General features: G+C 55.6%; 23 protein-coding genes and 1 tRNA gene. 16 read left to right on the plus strand and 8 right to left on the minus strand.

The annotated features are described in order from the left end of the window. Positions 1-41: 41 nt before the first annotated feature. The 3 genes from fimZ to B3511_RS04410 form a co-directional block, all read right to left on the minus strand. A complete protein-coding gene (gene fimZ, locus B3511_RS04400) occupies positions 42-674 on the minus strand; it encodes a fimbria biosynthesis transcriptional regulator FimZ (protein ID WP_040076822.1) in 633 nt (210 codons plus the stop codon). Positions 675-1408: 734 nt separating this feature from the next. After that, positions 1409-2149: a DNA-binding response regulator gene (locus B3511_RS04405; protein WP_286777603.1), complete on the minus strand. Its 741-nt coding sequence runs from the start codon at positions 2147-2149 to the stop codon at positions 1409-1411. Positions 2150-2175: 26 nt separating this feature from the next. Then, on the minus strand, positions 2176-2808 hold the full coding sequence (locus B3511_RS04410) for an EAL domain-containing protein (protein ID WP_286777604.1): 633 nt from the start codon (positions 2806-2808) through the stop codon (positions 2176-2178). A gap of 350 nt (positions 2809-3158) precedes the next feature. Here B3511_RS04410 and B3511_RS04415 point away from each other — a divergent pair. From B3511_RS04415 to B3511_RS04465, 11 genes are all read left to right on the plus strand, one after another. Then, positions 3159-3235, plus strand: a tRNA-Arg gene (locus B3511_RS04415). 254 nt (positions 3236-3489) lie between these two features. Beyond that, complete coding sequence (locus B3511_RS04420; RefSeq protein WP_286777605.1) at positions 3490-3945, plus strand: hypothetical protein; 456 nt, start codon at positions 3490-3492, stop codon at positions 3943-3945. A gap of 309 nt (positions 3946-4254) precedes the next feature. After that, on the plus strand, positions 4255-4530 hold the full coding sequence (yahO, locus tag B3511_RS04425; protein ID WP_286777606.1) for a DUF1471 family periplasmic protein YahO: 276 nt from the start codon (positions 4255-4257) through the stop codon (positions 4528-4530). Between the two features lie 317 nt (positions 4531-4847). Beyond that, positions 4848-5933 (plus strand): YncE family protein, encoded by a 1086-nt coding sequence (locus B3511_RS04430; protein WP_046884399.1) that lies wholly within the window; start codon positions 4848-4850, stop codon positions 5931-5933. A gap of 53 nt (positions 5934-5986) precedes the next feature. Beyond that, positions 5987-8176 (plus strand): TonB-dependent receptor, encoded by a 2190-nt coding sequence (locus B3511_RS04435; protein WP_233801058.1) that lies wholly within the window; start codon positions 5987-5989, stop codon positions 8174-8176. A 120-nt stretch (positions 8177-8296) separates the two neighbouring features. Continuing rightward, on the plus strand, positions 8297-10270 hold the full coding sequence (locus tag B3511_RS04440; RefSeq protein WP_286777607.1) for a PhoX family protein: 1974 nt from the start codon (positions 8297-8299) through the stop codon (positions 10268-10270). A gap of 104 nt (positions 10271-10374) precedes the next feature. Then, positions 10375-11763, plus strand: coding sequence for a phenylalanine transporter (gene pheP / locus B3511_RS04445; protein ID WP_286777608.1), 1389 nt, complete (start codon positions 10375-10377; stop codon positions 11761-11763). Between the two features lie 312 nt (positions 11764-12075). Beyond that, positions 12076-13314, plus strand: a complete 1239-nt coding sequence (locus B3511_RS04450; protein ID WP_046884396.1) for an MFS transporter — start codon at positions 12076-12078, stop codon at positions 13312-13314. A 14-nt stretch (positions 13315-13328) separates the two neighbouring features. Beyond that, a complete protein-coding gene (locus B3511_RS04455) occupies positions 13329-14354 on the plus strand; it encodes a sugar phosphate isomerase/epimerase family protein (protein WP_286777609.1) in 1026 nt (341 codons plus the stop codon). Next, positions 14347-15489, plus strand: a complete 1143-nt coding sequence (locus tag B3511_RS04460) for a Gfo/Idh/MocA family protein (RefSeq protein WP_286777610.1) — start codon at positions 14347-14349, stop codon at positions 15487-15489. The genes B3511_RS04455 and B3511_RS04460 overlap by 8 nt, the downstream gene beginning before the upstream one ends. Before the next feature lie 75 nt (positions 15490-15564). Then, positions 15565-16545: a LacI family DNA-binding transcriptional regulator gene (locus tag B3511_RS04465; RefSeq protein WP_207293149.1), complete on the plus strand. Its 981-nt coding sequence runs from the start codon at positions 15565-15567 to the stop codon at positions 16543-16545. A gap of 3 nt (positions 16546-16548) precedes the next feature. Here B3511_RS04465 and B3511_RS04470 read toward each other — a convergent pair whose 3' ends face one another. Both B3511_RS04470 and B3511_RS04475 read right to left on the minus strand, forming a co-directional pair. Then, on the minus strand, positions 16549-17793 hold the full coding sequence (locus B3511_RS04470) for a mechanosensitive ion channel family protein (RefSeq protein WP_040076718.1): 1245 nt from the start codon (positions 17791-17793) through the stop codon (positions 16549-16551). Positions 17794-17872: 79 nt separating this feature from the next. Continuing rightward, positions 17873-19309, minus strand: coding sequence for an MFS transporter (locus B3511_RS04475; protein ID WP_286777611.1), 1437 nt, complete (start codon positions 19307-19309; stop codon positions 17873-17875). 108 nt (positions 19310-19417) lie between these two features. Here B3511_RS04475 and B3511_RS04480 point away from each other — a divergent pair, with 108 nt between their 5' ends. The 3 genes from B3511_RS04480 (at position 19418) to B3511_RS04490 (ending at position 22119) form a co-directional block, all read left to right on the plus strand. Continuing rightward, complete coding sequence (locus B3511_RS04480) at positions 19418-20296, plus strand: helix-turn-helix transcriptional regulator (RefSeq protein ID WP_286777612.1); 879 nt, start codon at positions 19418-19420, stop codon at positions 20294-20296. Positions 20297-20320: 24 nt separating this feature from the next. Further along, complete coding sequence (locus B3511_RS04485) at positions 20321-21355, plus strand: DUF2157 domain-containing protein (protein WP_286777613.1); 1035 nt, start codon at positions 20321-20323, stop codon at positions 21353-21355. Between the two features lie 155 nt (positions 21356-21510). Next, positions 21511-22119 carry a hypothetical protein gene (locus tag B3511_RS04490; protein ID WP_286777614.1) on the plus strand — a complete coding sequence of 203 codons (609 nt, stop codon included), beginning with the start codon at positions 21511-21513 and terminating at the stop codon, positions 22117-22119. Between the two features lie 28 nt (positions 22120-22147). Here the strand turns inward: B3511_RS04490 and nfsB are convergent, their stop codons facing one another. From nfsB to B3511_RS04505, 3 genes are all read right to left on the minus strand, one after another. Continuing rightward, on the minus strand, positions 22148-22801 hold the full coding sequence (gene nfsB / locus B3511_RS04495) for an oxygen-insensitive NAD(P)H nitroreductase (RefSeq protein WP_040076712.1): 654 nt from the start codon (positions 22799-22801) through the stop codon (positions 22148-22150). A gap of 120 nt (positions 22802-22921) precedes the next feature. Next, positions 22922-23290 carry an MmcQ/YjbR family DNA-binding protein gene (locus B3511_RS04500; RefSeq protein ID WP_286777615.1) on the minus strand — a complete coding sequence of 123 codons (369 nt, stop codon included), beginning with the start codon at positions 23288-23290 and terminating at the stop codon, positions 22922-22924. Beyond that, entirely contained in the window at positions 23283-23870 is a 588-nt protein-coding gene (locus B3511_RS04505; protein WP_040076710.1) for a TetR/AcrR family transcriptional regulator, read from the minus strand. Before B3511_RS04505 ends, B3511_RS04500 begins: the two co-directional genes overlap by 8 nt. A 190-nt stretch (positions 23871-24060) precedes the next feature. On the opposite strand from B3511_RS04505, the gene B3511_RS04510 reads away from it, so the two are divergent. Then, the gene (locus tag B3511_RS04510; RefSeq protein ID WP_286777616.1) at positions 24061-25164 is read left to right on the plus strand and encodes an MBL fold metallo-hydrolase; all 1104 of its coding nucleotides are present in this window, start codon (positions 24061-24063) and stop codon (positions 25162-25164) included. Positions 25165-25196: 32 nt separating this feature from the next. After that, on the plus strand, positions 25197-25538 hold the full coding sequence (locus B3511_RS04515; RefSeq protein ID WP_040076707.1) for a RamA family antibiotic efflux transcriptional regulator: 342 nt from the start codon (positions 25197-25199) through the stop codon (positions 25536-25538). Positions 25539-25578 lie beyond the last annotated feature (40 nt).

The raw sequence follows: 25578 nt of genomic DNA on the forward strand, positions 1-25578 counted from the left end.
GCCAGGCCCTGCCGTCTCTTCGCGGCAGAGCGCAACAGTAATTACAGCAATTCGTGCATTTTTGCGTAATCAATTAATTCGACAATGCTCTGCACGCCGAGTTTAGCGTAAATATTCGATTTGTGGGCGCTGATGGTTTTGTTACTTAACATCATTTGTTCGGCAATTTCTTTATTAGTCATGCCATTGGCAAGGTAGCGTAAAACGGTTACCTCGCGATTGGATAAAGGCATGTCGCTGAATTTGCCCCGTCTGGACTTGAAATGATTTATAAAATTTAACGTCTCCGCCGGGAAAAAGGAGTAACCTGATAAAATCATTTCTACGGCGTTATAGATATCATTTAAATCCTTACGTTTACTCACAAAACCGTTGGCGCCGGCAGCTAAAGCTCGCCCGGCATAGAACGCCTCTGATTTTGAAGATAAAAAAAGTACCTTTATATCTTTATTTATGTCTTTGATTCTTTTCAGTAAAGAAAAGCCATCCGCGCCGGGAAGTTCAATGTCGAGGATGACAAGATCGACAGGGTGATTCCGAAGATACTCAAGCGTCTCATGGCAATCCCCTGACTTGAGTGTAATCTCAATATTTTTATTTTTCTGTAGCAGGACCTCTATCGACATTCTGACGATAGGATGTTCGTCCATAATGATTACGGATGCCGGTTTCATTGTTATGCCTCAGATGGTTAAAGCGTGGGTAAGTCGGAAGGATATTTTGCACATCCTTATGCGGGGTTCGTCGTTAAAAAGTCATCACTGCCTTATTGGCATAGTGATGTTCAGGGCACCTCTTTATTGTGAATAAAATACAAGCTCACCACAGCGTGAGATATTATTCAGGAAATTAATCTTATAAGTCTTATTATACCCGTTACGTTTTATCCGAAAAGCAGGTAAATGATTGTTAATGGCTTGCCTAATATGATGTTCTGGAGAGGAAAAACTATTATTTTAAAATTGGGTTAATAACCTACTTATCAGAAGAACGGCAGCGAAACATGTGAATGTATCAGGAAAAAATAATACATCTCGCCAATTGTTGGCAAAATGTTAATAATCGAGCGACGGCTTCCGTAGTTGAAATTCCCAGCATCGTCAGCGAAGAGGGTGCGCAGCCTGCGCTGTACCTTCATATGAAACATTCAGAGAAAGTTTTTCTACCAAAAGCCATATCTGCTGCGCGCCTGCCCGGAAGCCAGCGTCCCGTCTACAACCAATCCTTGTTTACATTGCTATTACATTAATTACGCAAAACAGCCCGTAATCGTAACCAGACGAATATTCTTTTTTGACCGTGTTTCTGGTGTTTAGCATCGTCAGAGCGGTGCCGTTAGGAATAGTTATATTTGTTGTTGTTTTGTTTTTATTTAACAAAATTTTAACCAGGTAATCTACGTCATTTCTTAACATTCTCCAGGAAGAGAGGGGCGGTCGAACGTACTGGACGAGGCTGGAAGCTGGCTCAGTAGATGAAAGAGCTCCTGACGATGACTCAGCCCCAGCTTATTCAGGATGCGGCTAAGCCGGTAAACGACGCGGCTATAGGGCTGGCTATTCTCCTGTGCTATCTCCTTCAGGGATTGTCCACACGATAACGGGAACAGCAGTTTCCACTCGTTGGCTGAAAACCACCCCTCTTTCGGTATATCGTGCGGATCCAACGCCTCTGGCAAGGCGGTAGCGCAAAGCTGGCGTTCGACGACGTGAAACGGGCCCGCCGTTTTGCAAAACAGGCGGCCCGGGTAGTTATCAGCGCGTACCAGCAAAGTGACCGGGGTATAGGGAGGGTAGAGCGTTATCCTGCGCAGGGCGTCAAGGAGTTCAAGCCACGGCGCGATGTCGCTTTCAATATCAATCACTAGCCGGGCGGAGGGCCAGAGCTGACTGGCGCCCAGGGCCTCGTCCAGAGTGTCATAACTGCGGCAATGCTTCACCGGTGAGGGACTGCGTTGTAGCCCCGCGCAGAGATAGTTATCGCGGGAGACCAGGATCATCCAGGGAACTTCAGGTTTGCGCGTTTGATTTATAGCCTGGCTGAGATAGACCAGCCGATCAAAGAAAGGCGCGCTAAAACGGGACTGTGCGAAGCCTAACGAATCACTTCCCGTGCGACGTCGCCGGTAACGGCGTACGGTCATGCGCATAGTTGTTCCCTCAGGCAAGCCTCCTTTTAGCCATGCCGTCTGCCGACGGAGGGCCATAAATATCCCTGGCCGAATCCGGCCCCCGCCTGACGCGCAAGCGCTAAATCCTCTTGTGATTCGATTCCTTCAACAAGGACGTTTCGCGCAAGCGTTGCGCAGAGGTTTACCAGGGATGAAAATGCGGGAGTCGTCTTCAGACGCCAGAACGCCATCTTATCGATCTTGATCCCGCTCAAAGGTAAATGCGCGTCGATGAAACCGTGGATTTGCGCTTCATCAACGTCATCGAGCCATATACGGCAGCCACGCCCGGACAAAAGATGCAGATGCTCTATCGCCCGGATGCGTGAGGTGTAGGGCAGGGAGAGAAGCTGAGCGGGTTCAACGATCTCAATATTCGCACCCGGACCGGGTAGCGGCAGCAACTGGTGAAATAAATCCACCTCTGTTAGCAGGGTTATCGGCAAGTTGATGAAAAGGTTGTGCCAGGGAAAGTGATTTTTGAGCGTCTCGCACTGTACTTGTAGCAAGGCGAGTGCGTGTTCCGCAGAGAGTTGTTGAAACCACGGCTCGCTTTGCAGGGTCGGCGACAAAAGGCTCAGCACTTCCACACCGACAGTATGAAATGTGGCGAGGTTGACGATGGGTTCCAGCTTCATGCCGACGATGCCGCAGGGGAGAGACTGCAACGGACTCTTTTGCGGAGGGGAGGCCAAAAACGAGGTTAAGCTCACTTCACTGTCCTTTATACCGGCTTCCAGGGCGCCGGGTTACCGCAGAACAGTGTGTCGGGTGGCGGAGGGGGATAAAACTGGGCGTTACTTAATGTCGACTAAGCTATTTCGTAGTTGGCTGATCCGCCAGTAAATGTTGAAATTTTAAACGTATTGTTAAGGGGGAAAGAGACATCTGCTGAGATGCACGGCAAACGCGCCGAAAGGCATTGACTCACCTGCTATTGACCGTATAATTCCACGCGTTTCACCACTGCGTAGTACCCGCATTCAGTGCGCCCTTAGCTCAGTTGGATAGAGCAACGGCCTTCTAAGCCGTAGGTCGTAGGTTCGAATCCTACAGGGCGTGCCATTTCACATCAGAGACTCACCTCACTCCTCCCGCTTCACAAATGTCATGCTGAGACAGAGTTGGGACATCAGCCGTCAAAATCAAAAAGCAACGTCTGAAATAAACGCCTTCATACGGTTACTATGCGTTTAATCAATCTGAAACATAAGGTTAGGGTAAAACAGCACCGCCAGAACTGGTAGGAATAATCCTAATGAGTTGCGGTTGAAAGTTCATTCTGAATAATGGACGCAAACGTGTTATGGAAAACGCTTATGAGAATCTGGCTTGGTATCCTTTCATTTCTGGCTGTAATCAGTTCAAGTGCTTCGGCTGCGTCTCTCCAGCGGGAATACAACACATGGTATTCGGATGGGGTGGTACTTTACGGCATGACGCAAACCTCGGATGAGCTTCCGGTTATGGTGAGCATCTCACAGCAGGGTCATCCGGGCGCCAACATGGTTGTTTCCTATATCGCTGAAGGTGGGTGTGATACGCCTGAAAAGCCTTTCGAGGTGAGTGGGCACGAAGTTCCCGCAACATACAAATGCGTGAATATCGGACACAATCAAAAAATTGAACACTTTGCAGTGACTGATGCGGAGCGGGTAAATGGGATGGTTCAAAACCTGAAATCAGACTTTACGCTCGTCTTACAGAATGACATTAAAGTGTGGGCAGCGAATATTAAGACACCGAAGTTTGGCGTTGCCCCCAACTTCTTATAGCTCTGCAGAGTCGGCGCCTGGAATGTTTTCGTTACTTTTGCTTTTATAACTCACGTCGTTAAAGCGATGAACAGGCGCCCCTTTTACAAAATGCCCGTTGCACGGTACGGGCTGATTGAGACCATTAACCTTTGCTCGCCCGAACGCAACTGCCGCTTACCATTAAAGAACCAGAGCCTGCATCCCGCACTGTCATAAATAATGCGTTCCAGCACATGGAATTTGTACGCTTTCTCACCCATGCTGTTTAAACTTTGCGCACTGTCGCAAGGTCAGGTAGATCCTGTATTAATCAAAAGGAATCAGGTTATGAGAAAGACGACTGCTATTTTGTTAGGAACCGCTTTTTTCTTTACCACCAACGCCTTTGCTGCAGAACTTATGACGAAAGAGGATTTCTCTAAGGTCGAGTCTCAATACGAGAAAATCGGTACGGTTAATACCTCGGGTGAAACGGCGGTTTCGGATGCAAAAGAAGAGCTGATCAAAAAAACCGATGAGAAAGGCGCTGATGTGCTGGTGCTGACCTCCGGCAATACCGATAAAAAAATCCACGGCACCGCCGACATCTACAAAAAAAAATAACCCTTCCACCGCCCCGGGCGACCGGGGTGGTGTTCAATCACTTCCCCTCTTTATGTCCCCCTTCGGCTTTTATGTCGGGAGATGTCCATATTTACACTTGATTACGAAAGGATAATAAGTATAGTTCTCATTCTCTTTAGTGTTTGCGGGTGACAGGGATCTTTCCGCAGCAGGAGTGAGCGCAGATCTCACAAGGAACACTGAGTGTTACGGTGGAGTCTGCAGGGGCGTAAGCCCAACATCACAACCATAAACGCATTTTCATGCGACGCAGACATCCGCCTCTAATTCGATTTGTACGGTAAAGGATGTTCCTGATGACCCAAAAACTTTCCGCCCTGGCGCTATTCGTTGCCCTCTCCCTGACGGGCTGCGCCACACAGCAATCCGCCGTCACCAAACCGGTAGCACAAACTCCCGACGCTGCGACAGCGCCCGCCCAGACCGGCGTGGTTAAACGCGAGCTGGCAGAGGGGCTGTATGAAATGGTGCTCAGCCCGAAAGGCGATGCGCTCTACGTAGCCAGCGCTGAAGGCTTTAAAGACGTGCAGGGTGGGGTGGTGTACAAGCTCGATCCCACCACGCTGAAAACCCTCGGCCGCAGCCATACCGACCTGAAAAACTTTGCGCTGGCGATCTCTGACGATGGCAAAACGGTCTATACCACCAATTCGCTGGATGGCGGCATCAGCGCTATCGACACGGCCGACGGCAAAGTGAAACAGCGTCTGCTCTTTAGCGAGCGCAATAAAGAGGGGTATCCGTACGGTGCGCGTCAGGTCTTGCTGCATGAAGGCACTCTCTATATCGGCGGTGTCGCCGATCCGGCAGTGGTCTGGGTTGTGGATGCAAAAACGCTGAAGCTGAAAAAGACCATCAAGAACGCCGGTCAGTGGGTGACAGGCCTGCTGTGGTCTGAGCAAACCGACCGTATCTATGTGGCTAACGGCGGCGGTGAGATCCTGGTGCTTAACCCGCACACCAACCGTATCGAAAAACGCTGGAAACCGCTGGGCGATAAACCGGCGTTGCTGCTGAACTTCGCTGAAGACAAGGCCACAGGCCGTCTCTTTGTCACCGATAACTCGAAAGCGAAAACCACGCTGGTGCTGGATATCCACAGCGGCAAGGTGATTAAGCAGCTGGATGTCGGCGATTCGCTGGCGGTGAAATTTAACGCCAAACGTAATGAGCTCTACATCTCCCAGCGTGAGGCAGGAAAAGTGCTAAGCCTGGATGCGACCACCTATGCGGTGAAGCAGAGCTGGGATCTGCCGCCGAACCCGAACAGCCTGCTGCTCTCTGAAGATGGCCAGACCCTGTACGTTACCGTCAAACAGCCGTTCAACAAAGATCACTCCACCAGCGGGCCGGATAGCGTCGTCAGAATCTCTCTTAAATAAAAATAGTCAGGCCCGGCAACGGGCCTTTTTGCGCGTATTTGAACGAGTTAACCATGAACAACACCAGAAAATTAAATAAAACGTTGCTGGCGCTGGCTATTGGCGCCGTCACCCACTCCGCCTGGGCTGCCGTTGACCCCAAAGAAGAGACCATTGTGGTGCAAGCCGCGCCAACCGGTGAGTTCAAGCCCGGTGGCGATCAGCTGGTGCCGGCCTTCCTGGATGGGCAGGTCGCCAACGGCGGACGCCTGGGGATGCTCGGCCAGCAAAACGCCATGGACGTGCCTTTTAACATCATCAGCTACACCTCCAAGCTGGTGGAAGATCAGCAGGCGCGCACCATCGGCGATGTGGTCTCTAACGACGCGGGCGTGCAGCCGCTGCAGGGCTATGGCAACTACGCGGAAAGTTTCCGCATTCGTGGCCTGAAGTTTGATGGCGATGATATGACCTTCGGTGGCCTCTCTGGCGTGCTGCCGCGCCAGGTCGTGGATGCCCAGATGGTCGATCGCATTGAGATCTTCAAAGGTTCTAACGCCCTGATGAACGGCGCGGCCAGTTCGGGCGTGGGTGGGATGATCAACCTTGAACCCAAACACGCCGGTGACATTCCGCAGGTGAAGCTGGGGATGGATTACACCTCTGATGCGCAGATTGGCACCACCCTGGACGCAGGTCGTCGCTTCGGCGAAAGCGATCAGTTCGGCGCCCGCGTTAACCTGGTGCATCGCGAAGGAGATACTGCGATTGACAACGATCGTCGTCGTACCACCCTGGCGTCTGTTGGTCTCGATTACAAAGGCGATAAGTTCCGCACCTCCGTTGACATGGGCTACCAGAAGAAAACCTTCCACGGCGGTGAAACCGGTCTGAACATTATGTATGTCGACTTTGTTCCTTCGTTACCGAAAAACGATCGCAGCTATTCGCAGAAATGGGCCTGGAGCGATGTCGAAAACGAATTCGGCATGTGGCGCAGCGAGTACGACATTAACGACAGCTGGACAGCTTACACCGGGCTTGGCGCGCAGCATGCGCATGAGCTGGGTCTGTACAGCGCCCCGAGGTTGCAGGACGAGAGCGGCAACGCTACCGCCAGCCGCCTAGATACCAACCGCATCAGCGACACGATGAGCGGCATGGCGGGCATTCGCGGTAACTTCGATACCGGATTTGTTTCGCACAAAGTGAACCTGGGTTATTCCGCCCAGACCAAAGAGGAAAAAATTGCCTGGAAGATGTCAAAACTGGCCGATAATCCGCTGGTCAATATCTACCACCCTTATCCGGTCAATCCGCCGGTCAGCACCAACTCTGATGGTAAAGGGGGCAATTACAGCGATCCGATCACCAGTGGACGTACCCGTACTCAGGGCTGGCTGCTGAGCGACACTCTGGGCGTGCTGGATGACAAACTGCTTTTCACCCTTGGCGCGCGTCATCAGAAAGTGGTGGTTCGTGGCTATGACAAGCAGACCGGGCAAGAAAATCTGGCTGATAACTTCGATGGCAGCCGGTGGATCCCGGTTTACGGCATCGTCTACAAGCCGCTGCAAGAGCTTTCGCTCTACGCAAACCATACCGAGTCGCTGCAGCCGGGTAAAACTGCGCCAAACACGGCGGTCAACTATGGTCAGAGCACCGGTATTGTTCACTCGAAACAGAATGAAGTGGGCGTCAAAGCCGATTTTGGTCGCGTTGGCGGCTCGCTGTCGTTGTTTGAGATCACCATGCCCGTCTCGACTCTCAACAGCGCAACGAAGGTCTATAGCCTGAATGCCGAACAGCGTAACCGCGGCGTCGAGCTGAGCGTCTTTGGCGAGCCGATGCTGGGCCTGCGTCTGAATGGCGGGGCGACCTGGCTGCAGGCAGAGCTGACGAAAACCAGCACCGGCCTGTATGAGGGCAATGATGCCATCGGCGTGCCGAACTTCTACGCCGTGCTGGGCGCAGAGTATGACATCAAGCCGGTCGAGGGGCTTACCGCGATCGCGCGCGTTAACCACTCCGGCTCACAGTATGCTAACCAGGCGAACACCAAAAAGCTGGATAGCTACACCACGCTGGACCTGGGCGTGCGTTACCGCGTAGCGCTGAACAACAATCAGAATCAGATGACGGTACGTGCCGGCGTGGAAAACGTTACCGACGAAAACTACTGGGCGGGTGCGGACGACAGCGGCACCTATATCTACCAGGGTGAGCCGCGCACCTTTAAAGTCTCTGTTGGCTACGAGTTCTAAGTTTTACCTTCGTTATCCGGGGCAGGGATGCCCCATTCTTGCGTCTGTTATAAAACTGTCATGCGGAGTTTTTATAGTGTTCCCACCGTGCTATTTTCGAGCCAATGACAGGAAGCCATCGTGGGTAAACCTCTTAAGTCCGTATTTAAAAAAGAACATCGCGACGATGTCAGTAATCCCTCTACCAACCCGGCCTTTTTCAGCGTAGCGGAGATATTTCTCTCCCGCCGACGTCTTCTGCAGTTGGGTGCCGTTGCCGGAGCCGCAGCCGCGTTTCCCCTGCTGATTAAACCTGAGCAAGCCTTTGCGGCAGTTGCTACGCCCTCACCGCTGGCGAAAGCGGTCTCACTCGGTTTTACCAGCATCGCCGTGTCCACAGAGGATAGCGTCAGGGTCCCCGAAGGGTATCTTGCGCGGCCATTCTACCGCTGGGGCGACGCCACCGGCATTCAGGGGAATATGCCTGCCTTTAAACTGGATGCCAGTAACACGGCAGAGGAGCAGGCGGTACAGGCCGGTATGCACCACGACGGCATGGCGTGGTTCAGTCTGCCGCAGAATCAAGACAACCCCGCTCATGGCCTGCTGGCAATGAACCACGAGTATATCGATAACGGCATGCTGTTCCCCGACGGCGCGGCGAACTGGAATCTTGAGAAAGCGCGCAAAGGGCAGAACGCTATGGGCGTGTCGGTCATCGAAGTGAAAAAAGGGGACAGCGGCTGGGAGGTCGTTCGCCCCTCCGGCTACGCCCGTCGCATCACGGTTAATACACCGATGCAGCTTACCGGCCCGGCGCGCCACCAGCCGTTGATGAAAACGGCAGCCGATCCGCAGGGTGAGCAGGTGCTGGGCACCATGCAAAACTGCGCCAACGGCCATACGCCCTGGGGCACCTATCTCACCTGTGAAGAGAACTGGTCAGATATTTTTGTCAAAAAAGGCGATCATAACGCGCTGGAAAAGCGCTACGGCATTAGCGATAGCGATGAGTCCTACCGCTGGAATGAAGTCGATGACCGTTTTAACGTTGATAAAACCCCGAATGAACCTAACCGCTTTGGCTGGGTGGTCGAGATCGATCCCTATAATCCCACCTCGACGCCGCGTAAACACACCGCGCTGGGCCGCTTTAAGCACGAGGGGGCCGCGGTAACGCTGGCGGCCGACGGACGGGCGGTCGTCTATATGGGTGACGATCAGAAATTCGAATATATCTATAAATTTATCTCAGAGAACAAATACGACCCGGCGAACCGCGATGCCAACATGCGTCTGCTGGAAACGGGCACGCTCTACGTGGCCCGCTTTAACGACGATGGCAGCGGCGAATGGCTCCCGCTGATCTACGGGCAGAACGGTCTGGATGCGCACAAGGGCTTTGAAAGCCAGGGCGATCTGTTAATCAAAACCCGACTGGCCGCCGATGCGGTAGGGGCGACGAAAATGGATCGTCCTGAGTGGATCGCGGTGGATCCACTCAGCAGCGGTAGCGTCTATTGCACGCTGACCAATAATAGCGATCGCGGGAAAGAGGGCAAGGCGGCACCGGATGCGGCGAATCCGCGGGCGAATAACCAGTACGGCCATATTATGCACTGGCTGGAAGCCGGGAACGATCCTGCCGCCCAGGGTTTTGCCTGGGATATCCTGGTGCTGGCGGGGCGCGCCCAGAGCGACGATCCGCGCGCGAAAGGGACGATGAAAGGGGCCGAGTTCGGCAGCCCCGACGGCCTCTCCTTCGATCATCAGGGAGTGCTCTGGATCCAGACCGATGTCTCCTCCAGTACCATCAATAAGAAAGCGTACGAAGGGATGGGCAACAACCAGATGGTGGCGACCATTCCTGGCACCAATGATTATCGACGTTTCCTGACGGGACCGCGTGGCTGTGAGATCACCGGTATCGCCTTTACGCCAGATAACCGCACGCTGTTTATCAATATTCAGCATCCGGGGGAGGGCGGGGATGATATTACCGATCCGGCTAACCCGCGCGCCGTCTCTAACTGGCCCGATGCCAATCCGAACGGACGCCCGCGCGCCTCGACGGTGGTGATCACCAAAGCGGACGGCGGTATTATCGGATCTTAACCTCTGCATGCCGGGCGGCGTCTGCTGCCCGGCGATTCACTTGCTCCCATCTGCCTGAAGTGTTAAAAGGTGCCCCTTCTATTAGAAAGAGACAGGGGTAGGACGTGAAAGACGCGTCATCCGCTTCAGCCACTGGTGCTGCTGAAGCCTCGTCGGAACAGGCTCCGACGCTGCATCGTGGTTTGCAAAATCGCCATATTCAACTTATTGCCCTTGGGGGCGCTATCGGTACCGGCCTTTTTCTCGGTATCGGACCTGCAATTCAAATGGCCGGGCCAGCCGTACTGCTGGGCTACGCTATCGCCGGGATTATCGCCTTTCTGATCATGCGCCAGCTCGGCGAGATGGTGGTGGAAGAGCCGGTATCCGGTTCCTTTGCCCACTTTGCTTATAAATACTGGGGCCCGTTCGCCGGCTTCCTCTCCGGCTGGAACTACTGGGTGATGTTTGTGCTGGTGGGCATGGCTGAGCTCACTGCGGCAGGCATCTATATGCAGTACTGGCTGCCGGACGTGCCGACCTGGATCTGGGCCGCGGCCTTCTTCATCATCATCAATGCCGTCAATCTGGTGAACGTGCGCCTGTATGGCGAAACCGAGTTCTGGTTTGCGCTGATCAAGGTGTTGGCGATCGTCGGCATGATCGGCTTTGGCATCTGGCTGCTGTTCTCTGGTCATGGCGGGGAACGGGCATCGATCGACAACCTGTGGCAGCACGGGGGCTTCCTGGCGACCGGCTGGAAAGGGCTGATTCTGTCGCTGGCGGTCATTATGTTCTCCTTTGGCGGGCTGGAGCTGATTGGTATCACCGCCGCTGAAGCGCAGGATCCGCATAAGAGCATCCCTAAAGCCGTAAACCAGGTGGTCTACCGTATTCTGCTGTTTTATATCGGTTCGCTGGTGGTGCTGTTGGCGCTCTATCCGTGGGTAGAGGTGAAATCGGACAGTAGCCCGTTCGTGATGATTTTCCACGATCTGAACAGCAACGTTGTGGCCTCTGCGCTGAACTTTATTATCCTGGTCGCCTCGCTGTCGGTCTATAACAGCGGCGTTTACTCCAATAGCCGGATGTTGTTTGGTCTCTCCGTGCAGGGCAATGCGCCGAAATTCCTGACCCGGGTCAGCCGTCGCGGCGTACCGGTGAACTCGCTGATCCTCTCCGGGGCGATTACGTCATTGGTGGTGCTGGTTAACTACCTGTTGCCGCATGATGCCTTTGGCCTGCTGATGGCACTGGTGGTCGCTACGCTGCTGCTGAACTGGGTGATGATCTGCCTGGCACACCTGCGTTTTCGCGCGGCGATGCGCCGTAAAGGGCGTGAAACGCAGTTTAAGGCCCTGCTTTACCCGGCGGGTAACTACCTCTGTATCGCTTTCCTGGCGATGATCCTGGTGCTGATGTGCACCATGGATGGTATGCGTACCTCAGCCATTTTGTTACCGGTGTGGGTGGTGTTTTTGTTTGTGGCGTTTAAGCTGTCGCGTAAAAAGTAACGGCAGGGTTTAAGGGCAGTGGCAACCTAGAGTGTCATGCCGGGCACGGTAGAATCGTTCCGTTCACCTCATGTTCAGCAGAATATGGCATTACCCTACCCGTGAACGTGACAAGGGGGACCGCCGGGTCCCCCTTGTCAATCCCCGCGGCCCCGCGACAAAATCGGTGCTTCGCACTGCGCTAGCGCATAAGAATCTTTATCGTGACCCCTCTCCCAATTCTGTTTCGATCCCCATGATCTTTCTTTTGTAATCGATTACTTTTCAATTGATGTAATTTGTAATCGATTACTTTTGAGGGTGGGGCAGATCATGGTGTCAACAACTGAAAGTCGTGGAAAGGCGATAGTCCAGCACCGCATGCTGGTGCCGCGCCTGTCGCTGATGATGTTCTTACAATTTTTTATCTGGGGGAGCTGGTCAGTTACGCTCGGCCTGGTAATGACCCAGCACAATATGTCACTGCTCATCGGTGACGCATTCTCGGCGGGGCCTATTGCGTCAATCTTGTCGCCGTTTGTGCTCGGCATGTTAGTTGACCGCTTCTTCGCCTCGCAAAAAGTGATGGCGGTGATGCACCTCGCCGGGGCAGTGATCCTGATGTTCGTCCCCGGGGCACTGGTGGCGGAAAACGGCGCGCTGTTAATTGGCCTGCTGTTTGGCTACACGCTCTGTTATATGCCTACGCTTGCCTTAACCAACAACATTGCATTCCATAGCCTGGCGAACGTCGATAAAACCTTCCCGGTGGTACGCGTGTTCGGCACCATCGGCTGGATTGTGGCGGGGATCTTTATCGGTGTGACGGGCGTCGCCTCCAGCGTCACCATCTTCCAGGTGGCGGCGGTAAGCTCCGTGCTGCTGGCGCTCTATAGCCTGACGCTGCCGCATACGCCCGCGCCTGCAAAAGGGCTGCCGGTCAAGGTGCGCGACCTCTTCTGCGCCGATGCGTTTGCGCTTCTGAAAACGCGTCACTTCTTTATTTTCTCCCTGTGCGCAATGCTGATCTCAGTACCCCTCGGGACCTACTACGCCTACACCGCGTCGTACCTGGCCGACGCCGGTATTGCCGACGTCAGTACCGCCATGTCCTTCGGACAGATGTCCGAAATCTTCTTCATGCTGGTGATCCCGCTGCTGTTCCGCCGTCTTGGGGTGAAGTACATGCTGCTGATCGGCATGCTGGCCTGGTTTGTCCGCTATGCCATGTTTGCGCTGGGGGTCAGTGAAGAGGGGCGGATCCTGCTCTATCTCGGCATTCTTCTGCACGGTGTCTGTTACGACTTCTTCTTCGTGGTGGGCTTTATCTACACCGACCGCGTGGCGGGTGAAAAGGTAAAAGGGCAGGCGCAGAGCATGATCGTGATGTTCACTTACGGTATCGGCATGCTGCTCGGCTCGCAGATTTCTGGTGCGCTCTATAACCGCCTGGTGGCGGGTCAACCCGTGCCAGCGGCGTGGGTCACATTCTGGTGGATCCCGGCGGTAGCCGCTGCCGCGATCGCACTGATTTTCCTTGTCTCATTCAAATATGAAGATGACAAGGCGTAATAACGGGAGGGGGTATGAGGACAATTAAAGGACCGGGTATTTTTCTGTCGCAGTTCATCGGGGGGCAACCCCCCTTTAACACCCTGGACGGGCTGGCAGGCTGGGCGGCGGAGAAGGGCTACAAAGCGCTGCAAATCCCCTGTAATCATCCGGCGATATTTGATGTGGCGCAGGCGGCAGCCAGCCAGACTTACTGCGATGAAATCCGCGGAAAACTGGCCGAGTTTGGGCTGGTGGTCAGCGAGCTGTCCACGCATCTGGAAGGGCAATTGATTGCCGTTAATCCCGTCTACGATGACGCCTTTGATCACTTTGCACCACAGGCCGTGCGGGGGAATGCCGGGGCGCGTCAGGCGTGGGCGACCCAAACGCTAAAACAGGCGGCGGTGGCGTCGGCCAGACTCGGGCTTACCGCCCACGCCACCTTTTCCGGCTCGCTGGCCTGGCCGTGGATGTACCCCTGGCCGCCTCACAATGAAGCGCGCTTCCGCGATGCCTTCAGCGAACTGGCGCGCCGCTGGCGTCCCATTCTGGATGCGTTTGATGAGCAGGGGGTCAATGTCTGCTACGAGATCCACCCAGGGGAAGATCTGCACGATGGGGTGACCTTTGAACGCTTCCTGGCGCTGGTGGATAACCACCCGCGCTGCAACATGCTCTACGATCCCAGCCACCTGTTGTTGCAGCAGATGGACTATCTGGCCTTTATCGATCACTACCATACCCGCATCAAGGCGTTCCACGTGAAGGATGCAGAGTACCGCCCGAACGGACGCAGCGGCGTCTATGGCGGGTATCAAAGCTGGATCAACCGTGCCGGGCGCTTCCGCTCGCCGGGAGATGGGCAGGTGGATTTCAAGGGCATCTTCAGCAAGCTAACCCAGTACGATTTTGACGGCTGGGCGGTGCTGGAGTGGGAGTGCTGCCTGAAGGATGGCGACACCGGCGCCCGGGAAGGCCGCGAGTTTATCTCCCGGCATATCATCCCCGTTTCGGCGCGCGCCTTTGATGATTTCGCGGCAGGAGAGAGTGATGATTAACGTTGGCATTATCGGCAGCGGCTTTATCGGCCCGGCGCACATTGAAGCGCTGCGCCGCCTCGGCTGCGTGCAGGTGGTGGCGCTTTGCGACGGGTCGTTTGCGCAGGCCCAGGAGAAAGCACAGGCGCTGAATATTCCCCACGCCTACGCCAGCGTGGAGGCGCTCCTGGCCCATCCGGATCTGCACGTGGTGCATAACTGCACGCCGAACCATCTGCATGCGGAGATTAACCGCCAGATCCTGCGCGCGGGTAAACACGTCTTCTCAGAAAAGCCGCTGTGCATGACCCCGGAAGAAGCCCAGGAGCTGGTGACGCTGGCGGAGCAGGCCGGGGTGATCCACGGGGTGAGCTTTGTCTATCGCCAGTTTGCGATGGTACGCCAGGCGGCCAGCATGGTGCGCGACGGCACTGTCGGGCGGCTTTTTGCCGCCCACGGTAGCTATCTGCAGGACTGGATGCTGCTGGAAACCGACTACAACTGGCGGGTGGATGCCGCACTCGGCGGCGCGTCGCGCGCGGTGGCGGATATCGGCTCTCACTGGTGCGATACGGTGCAGTTTATCACTGGCCGCCGCATTACCGAGGTGATGGCCGATCTTGCCATCGTCTGGCCAATCCGTAAGGCGAACGTTGCCGGCAATCAGACCTTCAGCCACGCAGCCGAGGCGGAGTATGAAGATAAACCCGTTACCACGGAGGATTTCGGTTCGGTGCTGTTCCGCTTTGACGACGGCAGTAAAGGCTCTTTCAGCGTCTCGCAGGTGAGCGCAGGGCGCAAAAATCGCCTCAGCGTCGAAATCAATGGCAGCGAATGCGCGCTGGCCTGGGACCAGGAGGTGCCGCAACGGTTATGGATTGGTCGTCGCGCCGAGGCTAACCAGCTGCTGACCGACGACCCTGGCCTTATGCACCCGGACGCCGCCGACAGCGCCCACTTCCCCGGCGGGCACACTGAAGGCTGGCCGGATGCCTTTAAAAACATGATGGCGCAGTTCTATCGCGCCGTTCAGGCCGGGGCAATGCCTGCGCAGCCGCTGTTTGCCACCTTCCACGACGGCGCCAATGTGATGCACATCATTGATGCCATTGTGCAGAGCCATCAGCAGCAACGCTGGGTGAAAGTCGCCGTGTAACACGCAGCCCGGTACGCCGGGCCGCGAATTTATGGTAGCCTGCCGGGAATCTTAACTGCAGGATCACTCGTTGTTATGTCCATTCAGAAAATCGCCCGGCTGGCGGGCGTGTCGGTCGCGACGGTCTCGCGCGTGCTTAATAACAGCGATACCGTCAAAGCCAAAAACCGCGACCGCGTCTTGCAGGCGATAAAAGAGGCCAATTACCAGCCCAACCTGCTGGCGCGCCAGCTGCGTACTGCGCGCAGCTACATGATTTTGGTCATGGTCTCGAACATCGCAAACCCTTTTTGTGCCGAGGTGGTGAAGGGCATCGAAGAGGAGGCGGAAAAGAACGGTTTTCGCATTCTGCTCTGTAACTCCGGCTCGGATATCGAACGTTCACGCTCGGGCCTGAGCCTGCTGTCGGGCAAGATGGTCGACGGTGTCATTACCATGGATGCGTTCTCACGCCTGAACGAACTGGCGGCGCTGATTGGCGAGGCACCCTGGGTGCAATGCGCCGAATATGCCGATGCCGGGGCGGTTTCCTGCGTCGGTATTAACGATGTGGATGCGTCACAGCACGTGGTCAGCCGTCTGGCTGACGCCGGCCGGCAGCGCATTGCCCTGATTAACCACGATCTCAGCTACAAGTATGCCCGCCTGCGCGAGCGCGGTTATAAGAGCGTGCTGCATCTGCGGGATCTGGAGTATCAGGCGGTGGAGTATGCCAGCGAGCTGAGTTCGGCGGCCGGCATGGCGGCGATGGAAGCGCTGCTGGCAGCGCCCACCCGGCCGGATGCGGTCTTTGCTGTTTCCGATACCCTTGCCGCCGGGGCGCTGCGCGCCATTGAGCAGGCGGGTTTACGGGTACCTGACGATATCGCCGTGGCCGGCTTCGACGGCACCGAGCTTGCCGGGCTGGTCTCACCACCGCTCAGCACCATCGAACAACCCTCGCGGGATATCGGGCGCAAGGCGGTGGAACTGCTGCTGAACAAGATTGACAACCCCGATGCGCCCACGGAGCGGGTGATGATGGACTGGCACTATATTGAGCGTGCCAGTACCTGATCGTTATTTTGTCAGGGCGCCTGCCAGCGAACGAATATCGTTACCGGTAGGGGCCTGATGAATACGCAGCCCAAACTCCTCAATCACGGCATAGATATGATCGAAAATATCGGCCTGAATAGCTTCGTATTCTGCCCAAATTACCGTATTGGTAAACGCATATATCTCGATGGGCAGACCGTTTGCCTCCGGTGCCAGTTGACGCACCATTAAGGTCATATCCTGGCGAATACGAGGGTGGTTGCGCAGATATTCATTCAGATAGGCCCGGAAGGTGCCAATATTGGTCATCTTTCGCAGATTCAGTACCGAATCACCCTCACCGTTCTCCTGATTCCACAGCGTAATCTCTTCATGGCGTGCGGCCATATAGGGCTTCAGTAACTTCGCCTGTATCAGTTGCTGCTGCTCCCCGGCATCCAGAAAATGGATGCTGGTGGTATCAATGTTCAGGCTGCGCTTAATACGTCGCCCCCCGGAGGCGGACATCCCGCTCCAGTTGATAAAGGCATCGGAGACCATGGCCCAGGTCGGAATGGTGGTGATGGTATTATCAAAATTGCGCACTTTTACGGTGGTCAGCCCAATGTCGGTGACCGTGCCATTCGCGCCATATTTCGGCATCTCCAGCCAGTCGCCCAGCTTAAGCATGTCGTTGGCAGAGAGCTGGATCCCGGCGACCAGCCCCAGAATCGGATCTTTAAAGACCAACATCAGCACGGCGGCCATCGCGCCCAGACCGCTTATCAGAATCGCGGGAGACTGACCAATCAACAGCGAGATAATTAAGATCCCCACCAGGATTGCGCTCACTAACTTAATACCCTGGAAGATCCCTTTCAGCGGCAGTTGCGAGGCGGTCGCCAGCTTTTGCGACAGGTTGAAAATCACATCCAGCAGGGAGAAGAAGGCGAGCAGGGCGTATACCATCACCCACAGCTTTGCGCAGGTGGTGAGTATTTCAGCCGCTTCGCTGCCACGCTGCAGCCATAACACCGCCTGCACATTGACGATAATCCCCTGCAGGGTAAAGGCTAAGCGGTGAAATAATTTATTCTGGGTAATAATCTGCAGCCATAAATGGCTGCTGGCCTGCGCCCGTTTTTCGAAAATGCGCAGCACCAGCTTGTGTAAAATAAGATGAATAATGAGGGCGGTAAGAAAAATAATGCCAAAAATAATCACCAGCGAGGTGGTGTGATTAATTTCAATGCCTAACTCTTCGACCTGAGCAATGAATTCCTGCATAACGTCTCCTGTATTGATGCGGCTACATGATGACGGCTGCGAATTTATTATGCAAACCGCGACGTTATGCAGGAGAGGGTTATTTCACGGCGGTGCAGCCCGCCGGGACTGTAGCACTCAGGCGATGGCGCAGGCGGAGCGTGGCCGCGGCAAGTATCCCCATCATGGCCGTTTCCACCAGCAGGAAGACGTTAATTGCCCTGGCATAATCGCCCCCGTGCGTCTGCAGCGCGTGCAACAAGATCGCGCCAAATATAGCGGGGCCCAGCCCCAGCGCGGCCTGTTGCAAGGTGCTAAGAATGGCGCTGGCCGCGCCGGCGTCGTCCGGTCCGATATCACGCATCCCCATGCGATAAAAGCTGTTCACAATCAGCGCCTGGCCGTAGCCCACCAGCCCGGTGGCGGGGGCCAGCGTCAGGGCGGTATTGTGCAGCCCCCAGTAACGGAAGGTCGCGATCAGGGCCAGCAGGCCGACCATCTGAATCCCCAGCCCCATCAGCAGAATGGTGCTTGTGCTGTAGCGGGCGATCAGGCGCGGGGCAAACCACGCCGAGACAAAATAGGTCACCCCGAGGGCGATAAAGCTGTTGCCCGACTGCCAGGGCGCCATCCCCAGCCCGGTCTGCATGGTCAGCGCCATGCAGAACATAAATCCGGACCAGACGCTGAAAAACAGCATCGCAATCAGTACACCAAAACGGATACTGTGAAGCTGCATCAGGCGCGGGGGGATGAGCGGATGTGCCTGCTCACGCTCTTTTTTTCGGGCGCTGATAATCATCAACCCCGCCAGCGGGATGATGGCGATAAGCGCGGCCTTAAGCGGCCATGCCCAGTGCCACTGAGGGCCGAGCGCCATCGGGAACAGCAGGCAACAGAGGATCGCGGCCAGCAACGCCGTTCCTTGCCAGTCGATGCGTGAGGGGGTATCACGATGCGTCTCCGGAATGTACTGACGGCTTAATGTCAGCACCAGCAGGCAGATGGGCACGTTGATAAAGAAGGCGTTACGCCAGCCCAGCCCGGCAATATCTGCCGATACCAGCCAGCCGCCGCCCATCTGGCCGACAATAAAAGCAATCCCCCCTATGCCGCCAAACAGGCTAATGGCCTTCGCATGGGCGCTGCCTTTTAGCGTGACGTGCAGGGTGGCCAGGATCTGCGGCATGATCAGCGCCGCGCCAGCGCCCTGCACCACCCGGGCGGCCAGCAGTTGCGACACGCTGCCTGCCATACCGCATAGCAGTGAAGCCAGGCCGAATATCGCCACCCCGGTCATAAACAGACGACGGCGACCAAGGTTATCCCCCAGTTTGCTACCGAGAGCCAGGCAGACGGCGAAAGCGACCCCATACAGGGCGACGATTAACTCCAGTTCGGTCGCGCTGGCGTGCAGCGAATGCGTGATGGAGTCCAGCGCGACGTTCGTGATCGAGGTGTCAATCAGCGGCAACATCTGGCCGGTGAGCAGTAAAATGAGGCCGGCGCGCCCCGGTGAAACGGCAGAGGTTTTCATGGTAACTCCATTGCATGTAACAGCTGAGGGACGTAGCATCAACGATCTGATAAACGGGTACCAGTTCCTGCTTATACTGGTACTGGCACTACCACGCAGGAGTGATGTATGGCGTTGATAGCAGACCCCCTCCCTTCGTTACAGGAAGAGAACCGTAAACAGCTCGGCGCGTTTTTACGTTCCCGCCGCGAAAGCCTTGATCCGCAGCGGCTGGGGCTGCCGCGCAGTGGCCGCCGGCGTACCCCAGGGCTGCGCCGGGAAGAGGTGGCGATGCTGGCAGATGTGGGCGTGACCTGGTACACCTGGCTGGAGCAGGGCAGGGATGTCAACCCCTCAGGCGTGGTGATGGCGGCGGTGGCAAAGGCGCTACAATGTACCCCTACCGAGACGCGTCATCTGTTTGTGCTGGCCGGGCTGCCGCCGGGAGAAGCGCCGCATACGCTGCCGTGCGAGGGGATAAGCGAGGGCACACGGCGCCTGCTAGATACCCTGATGCCGAAACCGGCCAGCATCCAGAAACCGAACTTTGACATCGTGGCCTGGAACGACAGTTTTGGGCATCTGATGGGGGTGGATTTCAATACTATCCCGCCGGAGGATCGCAACTGTATTTACCTCTACCTGACCCATCCCACATGGCAGGCCCGCCTCGGCAGGCGTGATGACGTGCTGGCGATTTTTGTCTCTTATTTCCGCGCGGCGATGGCCGAGCATCGCGGCGATCCCGCCTGGGAAGCTCAGCTGGCGCGCTTTTTTGCGGTCTCGGCGGAGTTCGAAGCCTTGTGGCACCAGCGCTACGACGTGCGTGGCGTAGAAAACCAGTTGAAGCTGTTTTCCCATCCGGAACTGGGTGATTTTCATCTGCAGCAGATGTACTGGTACTCAGCGCCGCGAAACGGATCCCGGCTGCTGGTCTATCTGCCGGTGGATGAGCAGGGTGAGCATGCACTAACGTGGCTGGCTCAACAGGCTGTTATACTCAGTTAACTCTATCGGCTTCAGGGATTGAACATGCAGGTAACGCGTAAACAAGAGCGTCTGCTACGCCGGGCGCTGGCCCAGTGGGAGCAGGAAGGGGCGCTCAGCGCCAGCGATCATCAGCGGCTGGCTGCAACCTTAAAACGTACCGTGCTGGACTGGCAGCGGTTGAGCCGCTACGCCATCTGGACGGCGCTGGCCTGCGCAATTATCGCCCTCGGCAGCCTGTTTGCCGACAGCGAACTGATGGCCTGGATAATCGATTTTCTCTCCTTCTCCTCGTTGGCCCGCATTGGCCTCCCGGCCGCGCTGGCGGTAGGGTTTTACCTGTGGGGGTTTGCCCGCCAGCGACACGAAACCCAGTGGCACTACACCACTGAAGGTCTGCTTTTTCTGGGCGTGCTTTTTACGGCAGTCGCCCTCTGGCAACTGGGCGAACGGCTGGATAACGGCAGCGGGCATCTTGCCCCCCTCTTCCTGGTGGGGTGTGCGGTCTATGGGCTGGTGGGCTTTTTCGGGCGTTCCGGGCTGGTGTGGCTCTTCTTTTTGCTGTCGCTGGGTAACTGGTTTGGCGCCGAGACGGGGTATGTATCCGGCTGGGGAGCTTACTGGCTGGGCATGAACTACCCGGTGCGGTTTATCTTCTTCGGTGGGGCATTACTGGCGCTCTGCTGGCTGCTGCGTAAGACTCTTATCCAGCGTCATCTCTACACCACCAGTAAGGCTATGGGGCTGACGTATCTCTTCGTCGCGCTGTGGATCATGTCGATTTTCGGTAATTACGATATCGATAACTGGTATGGCGTGACACGCGCGGCGTTACTCCCCTGGGCGTTACTCTTTGCCGTGGCCGCGGTGGTCGCTATTTACATCAGTCTAAAAACCGACGACGGCATGCTACGCGGATTCGGCCTGACCTTCCTCGCGATTAACCTCTACACCCGCTATTTCGAATACTTCTGGGACGGCATGCACAAGGTGCTGTTCTTCCTGATTCTGGCGGTGTCGTTGGCGATGCTGGGGCGTTATGCGGAGAGGATTTGGCACGCCACCGAACCCGGTAGCTAATTTTTTGCGAGTCGCTTTCCGGGAATCAATTCGAGTTGAGGTGGCGCGGTAAAAATTGCGTATTGTTCATTGCGTTAACAAAATAACTCACTGAACTTCCGTCATTTCGATGGAAAGTAAAGTGGCCTATAATGACGAAATGAGCAACAACCCCCATGTCGCCACTGATGATTGAATCTGCTGAATTCAGCCAGAAGCTGGGGCTTATCGCCCGTAATATCGAACATACGGAAGCCTTTCTGGCCCGCGGTACTGCAGCCTTCGCGCTGCCGGGTTTTGTCCTGCCTGTCGGCTATCGCCTCTTAAAATCCTTTTATGGGGACGAATACCGGATAGTGACAACGGATGAGGGGCAGCCCTATACGGCCTATGCCGTTAAGTTGCAATTTCAAAATGAGATCACTTTTCCCCACGGGGCAGCCACTCAGGTTATGGTCTGGCGTACCCCGCGTACGGTTCACCAGCCTGTCATTAGCGGGTTTCCGCAGCTTTTTTTCCAGTGGCTCTTAAATGAGTACGACATTGTGGTATCAGACAGCGAACAGACCGGCGATGGCCAGCGTTTTTGGTTGCGGATGATCGATTGGGCGTACAGCATGCAGTATCAGATTAGCGTAGCAGACGGCACAGTCGGGGAGGTCTGGCAATTAACGCCCGTAGCATCTTACGCTGAACTGGAGGCGCGATGGATTACCTTTGCATGGGGTGACGATAAAAATGTGCATCCACATCGCAGGCTGGTGATCAGTAAGGTAAAAGTGTAACGGGCCGCAGAGTGCGGCCCGTTTGCTTTTAGCACTCGGTCACGATAGTGCTTAACGGCAGGCGAGATTTCGGCAGGGAGGCGTTGAAATCTTCCACGCTGTGATAGCCCACCGGCACCACCACGACGCTGGTGAAGCCCTGCGCTTTGAGGCCAAACTCTTCGTCCAGTACCGCGGCATCAAAGCCTTCGATTGGCACGGCGTCCAGTCCGAGCGCCGCCACGCCCAGCAGGAAGTTACCCACGTTCAGGTAGACTTGTTTCTCCATCCAGTGGTTGTCATCTTTCAGATCTTTGCGGTGCATATCGGCAAAGAAGGTGCGGCCTTTATGGTTGGCGGCTTTGGCCTCTGGGGTGGCGAAGCGGCCATCGGCCTCTTCCTGGTTTACTACGCGCTCCAGCCAGGCGTCGTCCATCGCGGTTTTGGCGCAGAACACCACCACCAGCGACGCGTCCAGCATTTTGCGTTCGTTAAAAACAAAACCGCCCGCGGCCGATTTTGCCACGCGGGCTTTGCCCTCTGGCGTACGGGCAACGATAAAGTGCCAAGGCTGGGAATTGGTGCTGGACGGGCTGTACTGCAGCAAGGTTTTCACCTTCTCTACCTGCTCGTCGGTCAGGGTTTTGCTCGGGTCAAAGGCTTTGGTGGAGTGGCGTTTCAAAGCAACAGAAATAATATCCATAACAGCTCCTGGTGAATAAGATCCGCCCCTCAGCGAGGCGTAAGCTGAGCAGATTACCAGGGGAAACGTGAAATGATAAGTGCGTTAAATGCGCTTAAACTGTTCGCCTGAGGCGAACAATCACTGAGGGCGAATACGCTTCTGGTCACGTTTGGGCAGTTTATCCACCACCAGATGCCAGGAGTCCAGCACCAGATCGGTAACCAGCTCAGGGGTGATATCATCGCCGGTATAGAGGGAGATCCAGTGTTTTTTGTTCAGGTGATACCCCGGCTCCAGGCTGCGGTAGATGGCCTGGTTGAGCAGGGATTTTTCTGGATCGGCTTTCAGGCTCACGTGCGCCCGTCCACGCGCCACGCCCATCAGCATAAATATTTTCCCGCCCACCTTAAAAACATCATACTCCGGACCAAACGGCCAGCAGTGTTCCGTAAAGGGGAGCTCCAGCGCCACTTTTTTGGCCTGCTCCTGCAAGGTACGACTATCCATTGTCCTCCTCCGAGGCGAGGCCGCGCCACATTACTTCAAAGCCCAGCGATTTAAATTCCACGGCGCGAGAGGGATCGCGGGTGGCAAATTCCATCGTGGTCTCGGCCAGGGATAAGAAAATGGCATCGCCAAAGGTGCGGAACTCATCGGACATAAAGACCTGGCGGATAGAGCGGCGGCAAAGCTCATGCAGCTCCGGGAACATCTCTTTTACGGCCTGCTCGGTCTCATTGTTGATTTTCTCGCTGACGCCCAGCTGGCGAATGGCCGCGTGGGAGACCGGATTGCGGATACCCCATTCAACGTAGCTGTTCCAGATATTACGCGTATATTCTTTTGGCAGCGTGATGGTGCGATCAAGGTTCGCCAGCATCGACTGGCAGAGATCCTGCTTCAGGTGCAGATAGAGGGCATTCAGCAGATCGTCTTTGGTAGCAAAGTAGCGAAACAGAGTCCCTTCAGCGACCCCCGCGTTACGGGCAATTAATGCCGTCGAGGCGGCAATGCCGGACTGGGCAAATGCAGCCGTTGCCGCCTCCAGTAACGCCAGTTTCTTATCTTCGCTTTTCGGACGTGCCACTAAATATCCTCCCGTGTCAATTGTAAAAAAGCGTATTGAAGCATGCGTTTCATATGGCTGCAACGCGGAATGTCAAAGATTGAAAACGTCTTGACGACATTCTATTCACTCCTATAATGAGTGCTTACTCACTCATAATCAAGTTTTGCCCGCGCATACCATCGGATGGAGCGCGAAATCGGGTCGGGATATGAAGAAACCTCTCATTGTAAGCGTGGTGTTGGTCATGATTCTTGCGTCAGCGGCGAGTTTGCCTTTTGTCTTCAATGCGGGTTTTGGACAACCGCCTCAGGGCGCACAGCTAAGCGAAGTGGAGGCCTCTCCTCACTACCGCGACGGCCAGTTCCACAACACCCTGCCAACGCCGGGCTATACCGGTCAGAAAAATATGCTGGCGGCATGGTGGGGCTTTTTGATGACCAAAACCGAAAATGCGCGCCCGGCGGCACCGCTGCCAATGGTCAACACCGATCTGGCCAGCCTGCCGCTGGAGCAGGAAACCCTGGTCTGGCTGGGTCACTCTTCCTGGTATCTGCAGCTGGCGGGCAAGCGCATCCTGATTGATCCGGTGTTCAGTAACTTCGCGGCGCCTTTCTCGTTTCTGAATAAAGCCTTTACCGGGGACTACCCGTGGCGGGCAGAGGCGATGCCGGAGATCGATCTGCTGATCATCTCTCACGATCATTACGATCATCTCGATTACGCCACCATTAAGGCGCTGATGCCAAAGGTGAAGCGTGTCATTACGCCGCTGGGCGTGGGCTCACACCTGCGTTATTGGGGCATGAACCCGGACATTATTGACGAACGCGACTGGAACCAGTCGGTGCCGGTGAGCGATGCACTCACCGTTCACGTTCTGCCCGCTCGCCACTTCTCCGGGCGCGGCCTGAAGCGTAACCAGACATTGTGGGGCAGCTTTATGTTCGTCACCCCGCAGCGCAAGGTTTACTACAGCGGGGACTCTGGCTACGGGCCGCACTTCAGCGCCATTGGCGAGCAGTTTGGCGAGGTGGATCTGGCCATCATGGAAAACGGTCAGTACGACCAGGACTGGAAATACATTCACATGCAGCCGGACGAAACGGCACAGGCCGCGGTGGATATTAAGGCCAAAGCGGTGGTGCCGGGGCATAACGGACGCTTCGTGCTGGCTAAGCACACCTGGGACGACCCGTTGATCCAGCTCACCCGCGCCAGTAAAGATAAAAATTATCGGCTGTTAACGCCAGAACCCGGCGAGCCGGTAGATGTTAGTAGCGCCACGCAGCACTTTCGCGAGTGGTGGAAATAATGTTAACCCGAGGAAGAGAAGGGGAGAGCAGTATGACTATTTCCGCTCAGGTCATTGATACGATTGTCGAGTGGATCGACGACAACCTCCATCAGCCGTTGCGCATTGATGATATCGCCCGTCACGCGGGATATTCGAAATGGCATTTGCAGCGGCTTTTTATGCAGTACAAAGGAGAGAGTCTGGGACGCTATATCCGCGAGCGCAAACTCTTGCTGGCGGCGCGCGATCTGCGCGAGTCAGATGAAAAGGTCTATGACATCTGCCTGCGTTACGGCTTTGATTCCCAGCAGACCTTTACCCGGGTCTTTACCCGCACCTTCAATCAGCCGCCTGGCGCGTATCGCAAAGAGAACCACTATCGGGCGCACTGAAGGTTGACCTCTCCCGCCAGGGGAGAGGGCGACATTCCTC

Source organism: Leclercia sp. UBA1284 (genome assembly GCF_002308415.1).
GTDB classification, from domain to species: domain Bacteria; phylum Pseudomonadota; class Gammaproteobacteria; order Enterobacterales; family Enterobacteriaceae; genus Enterobacter; species Enterobacter pneumoniae.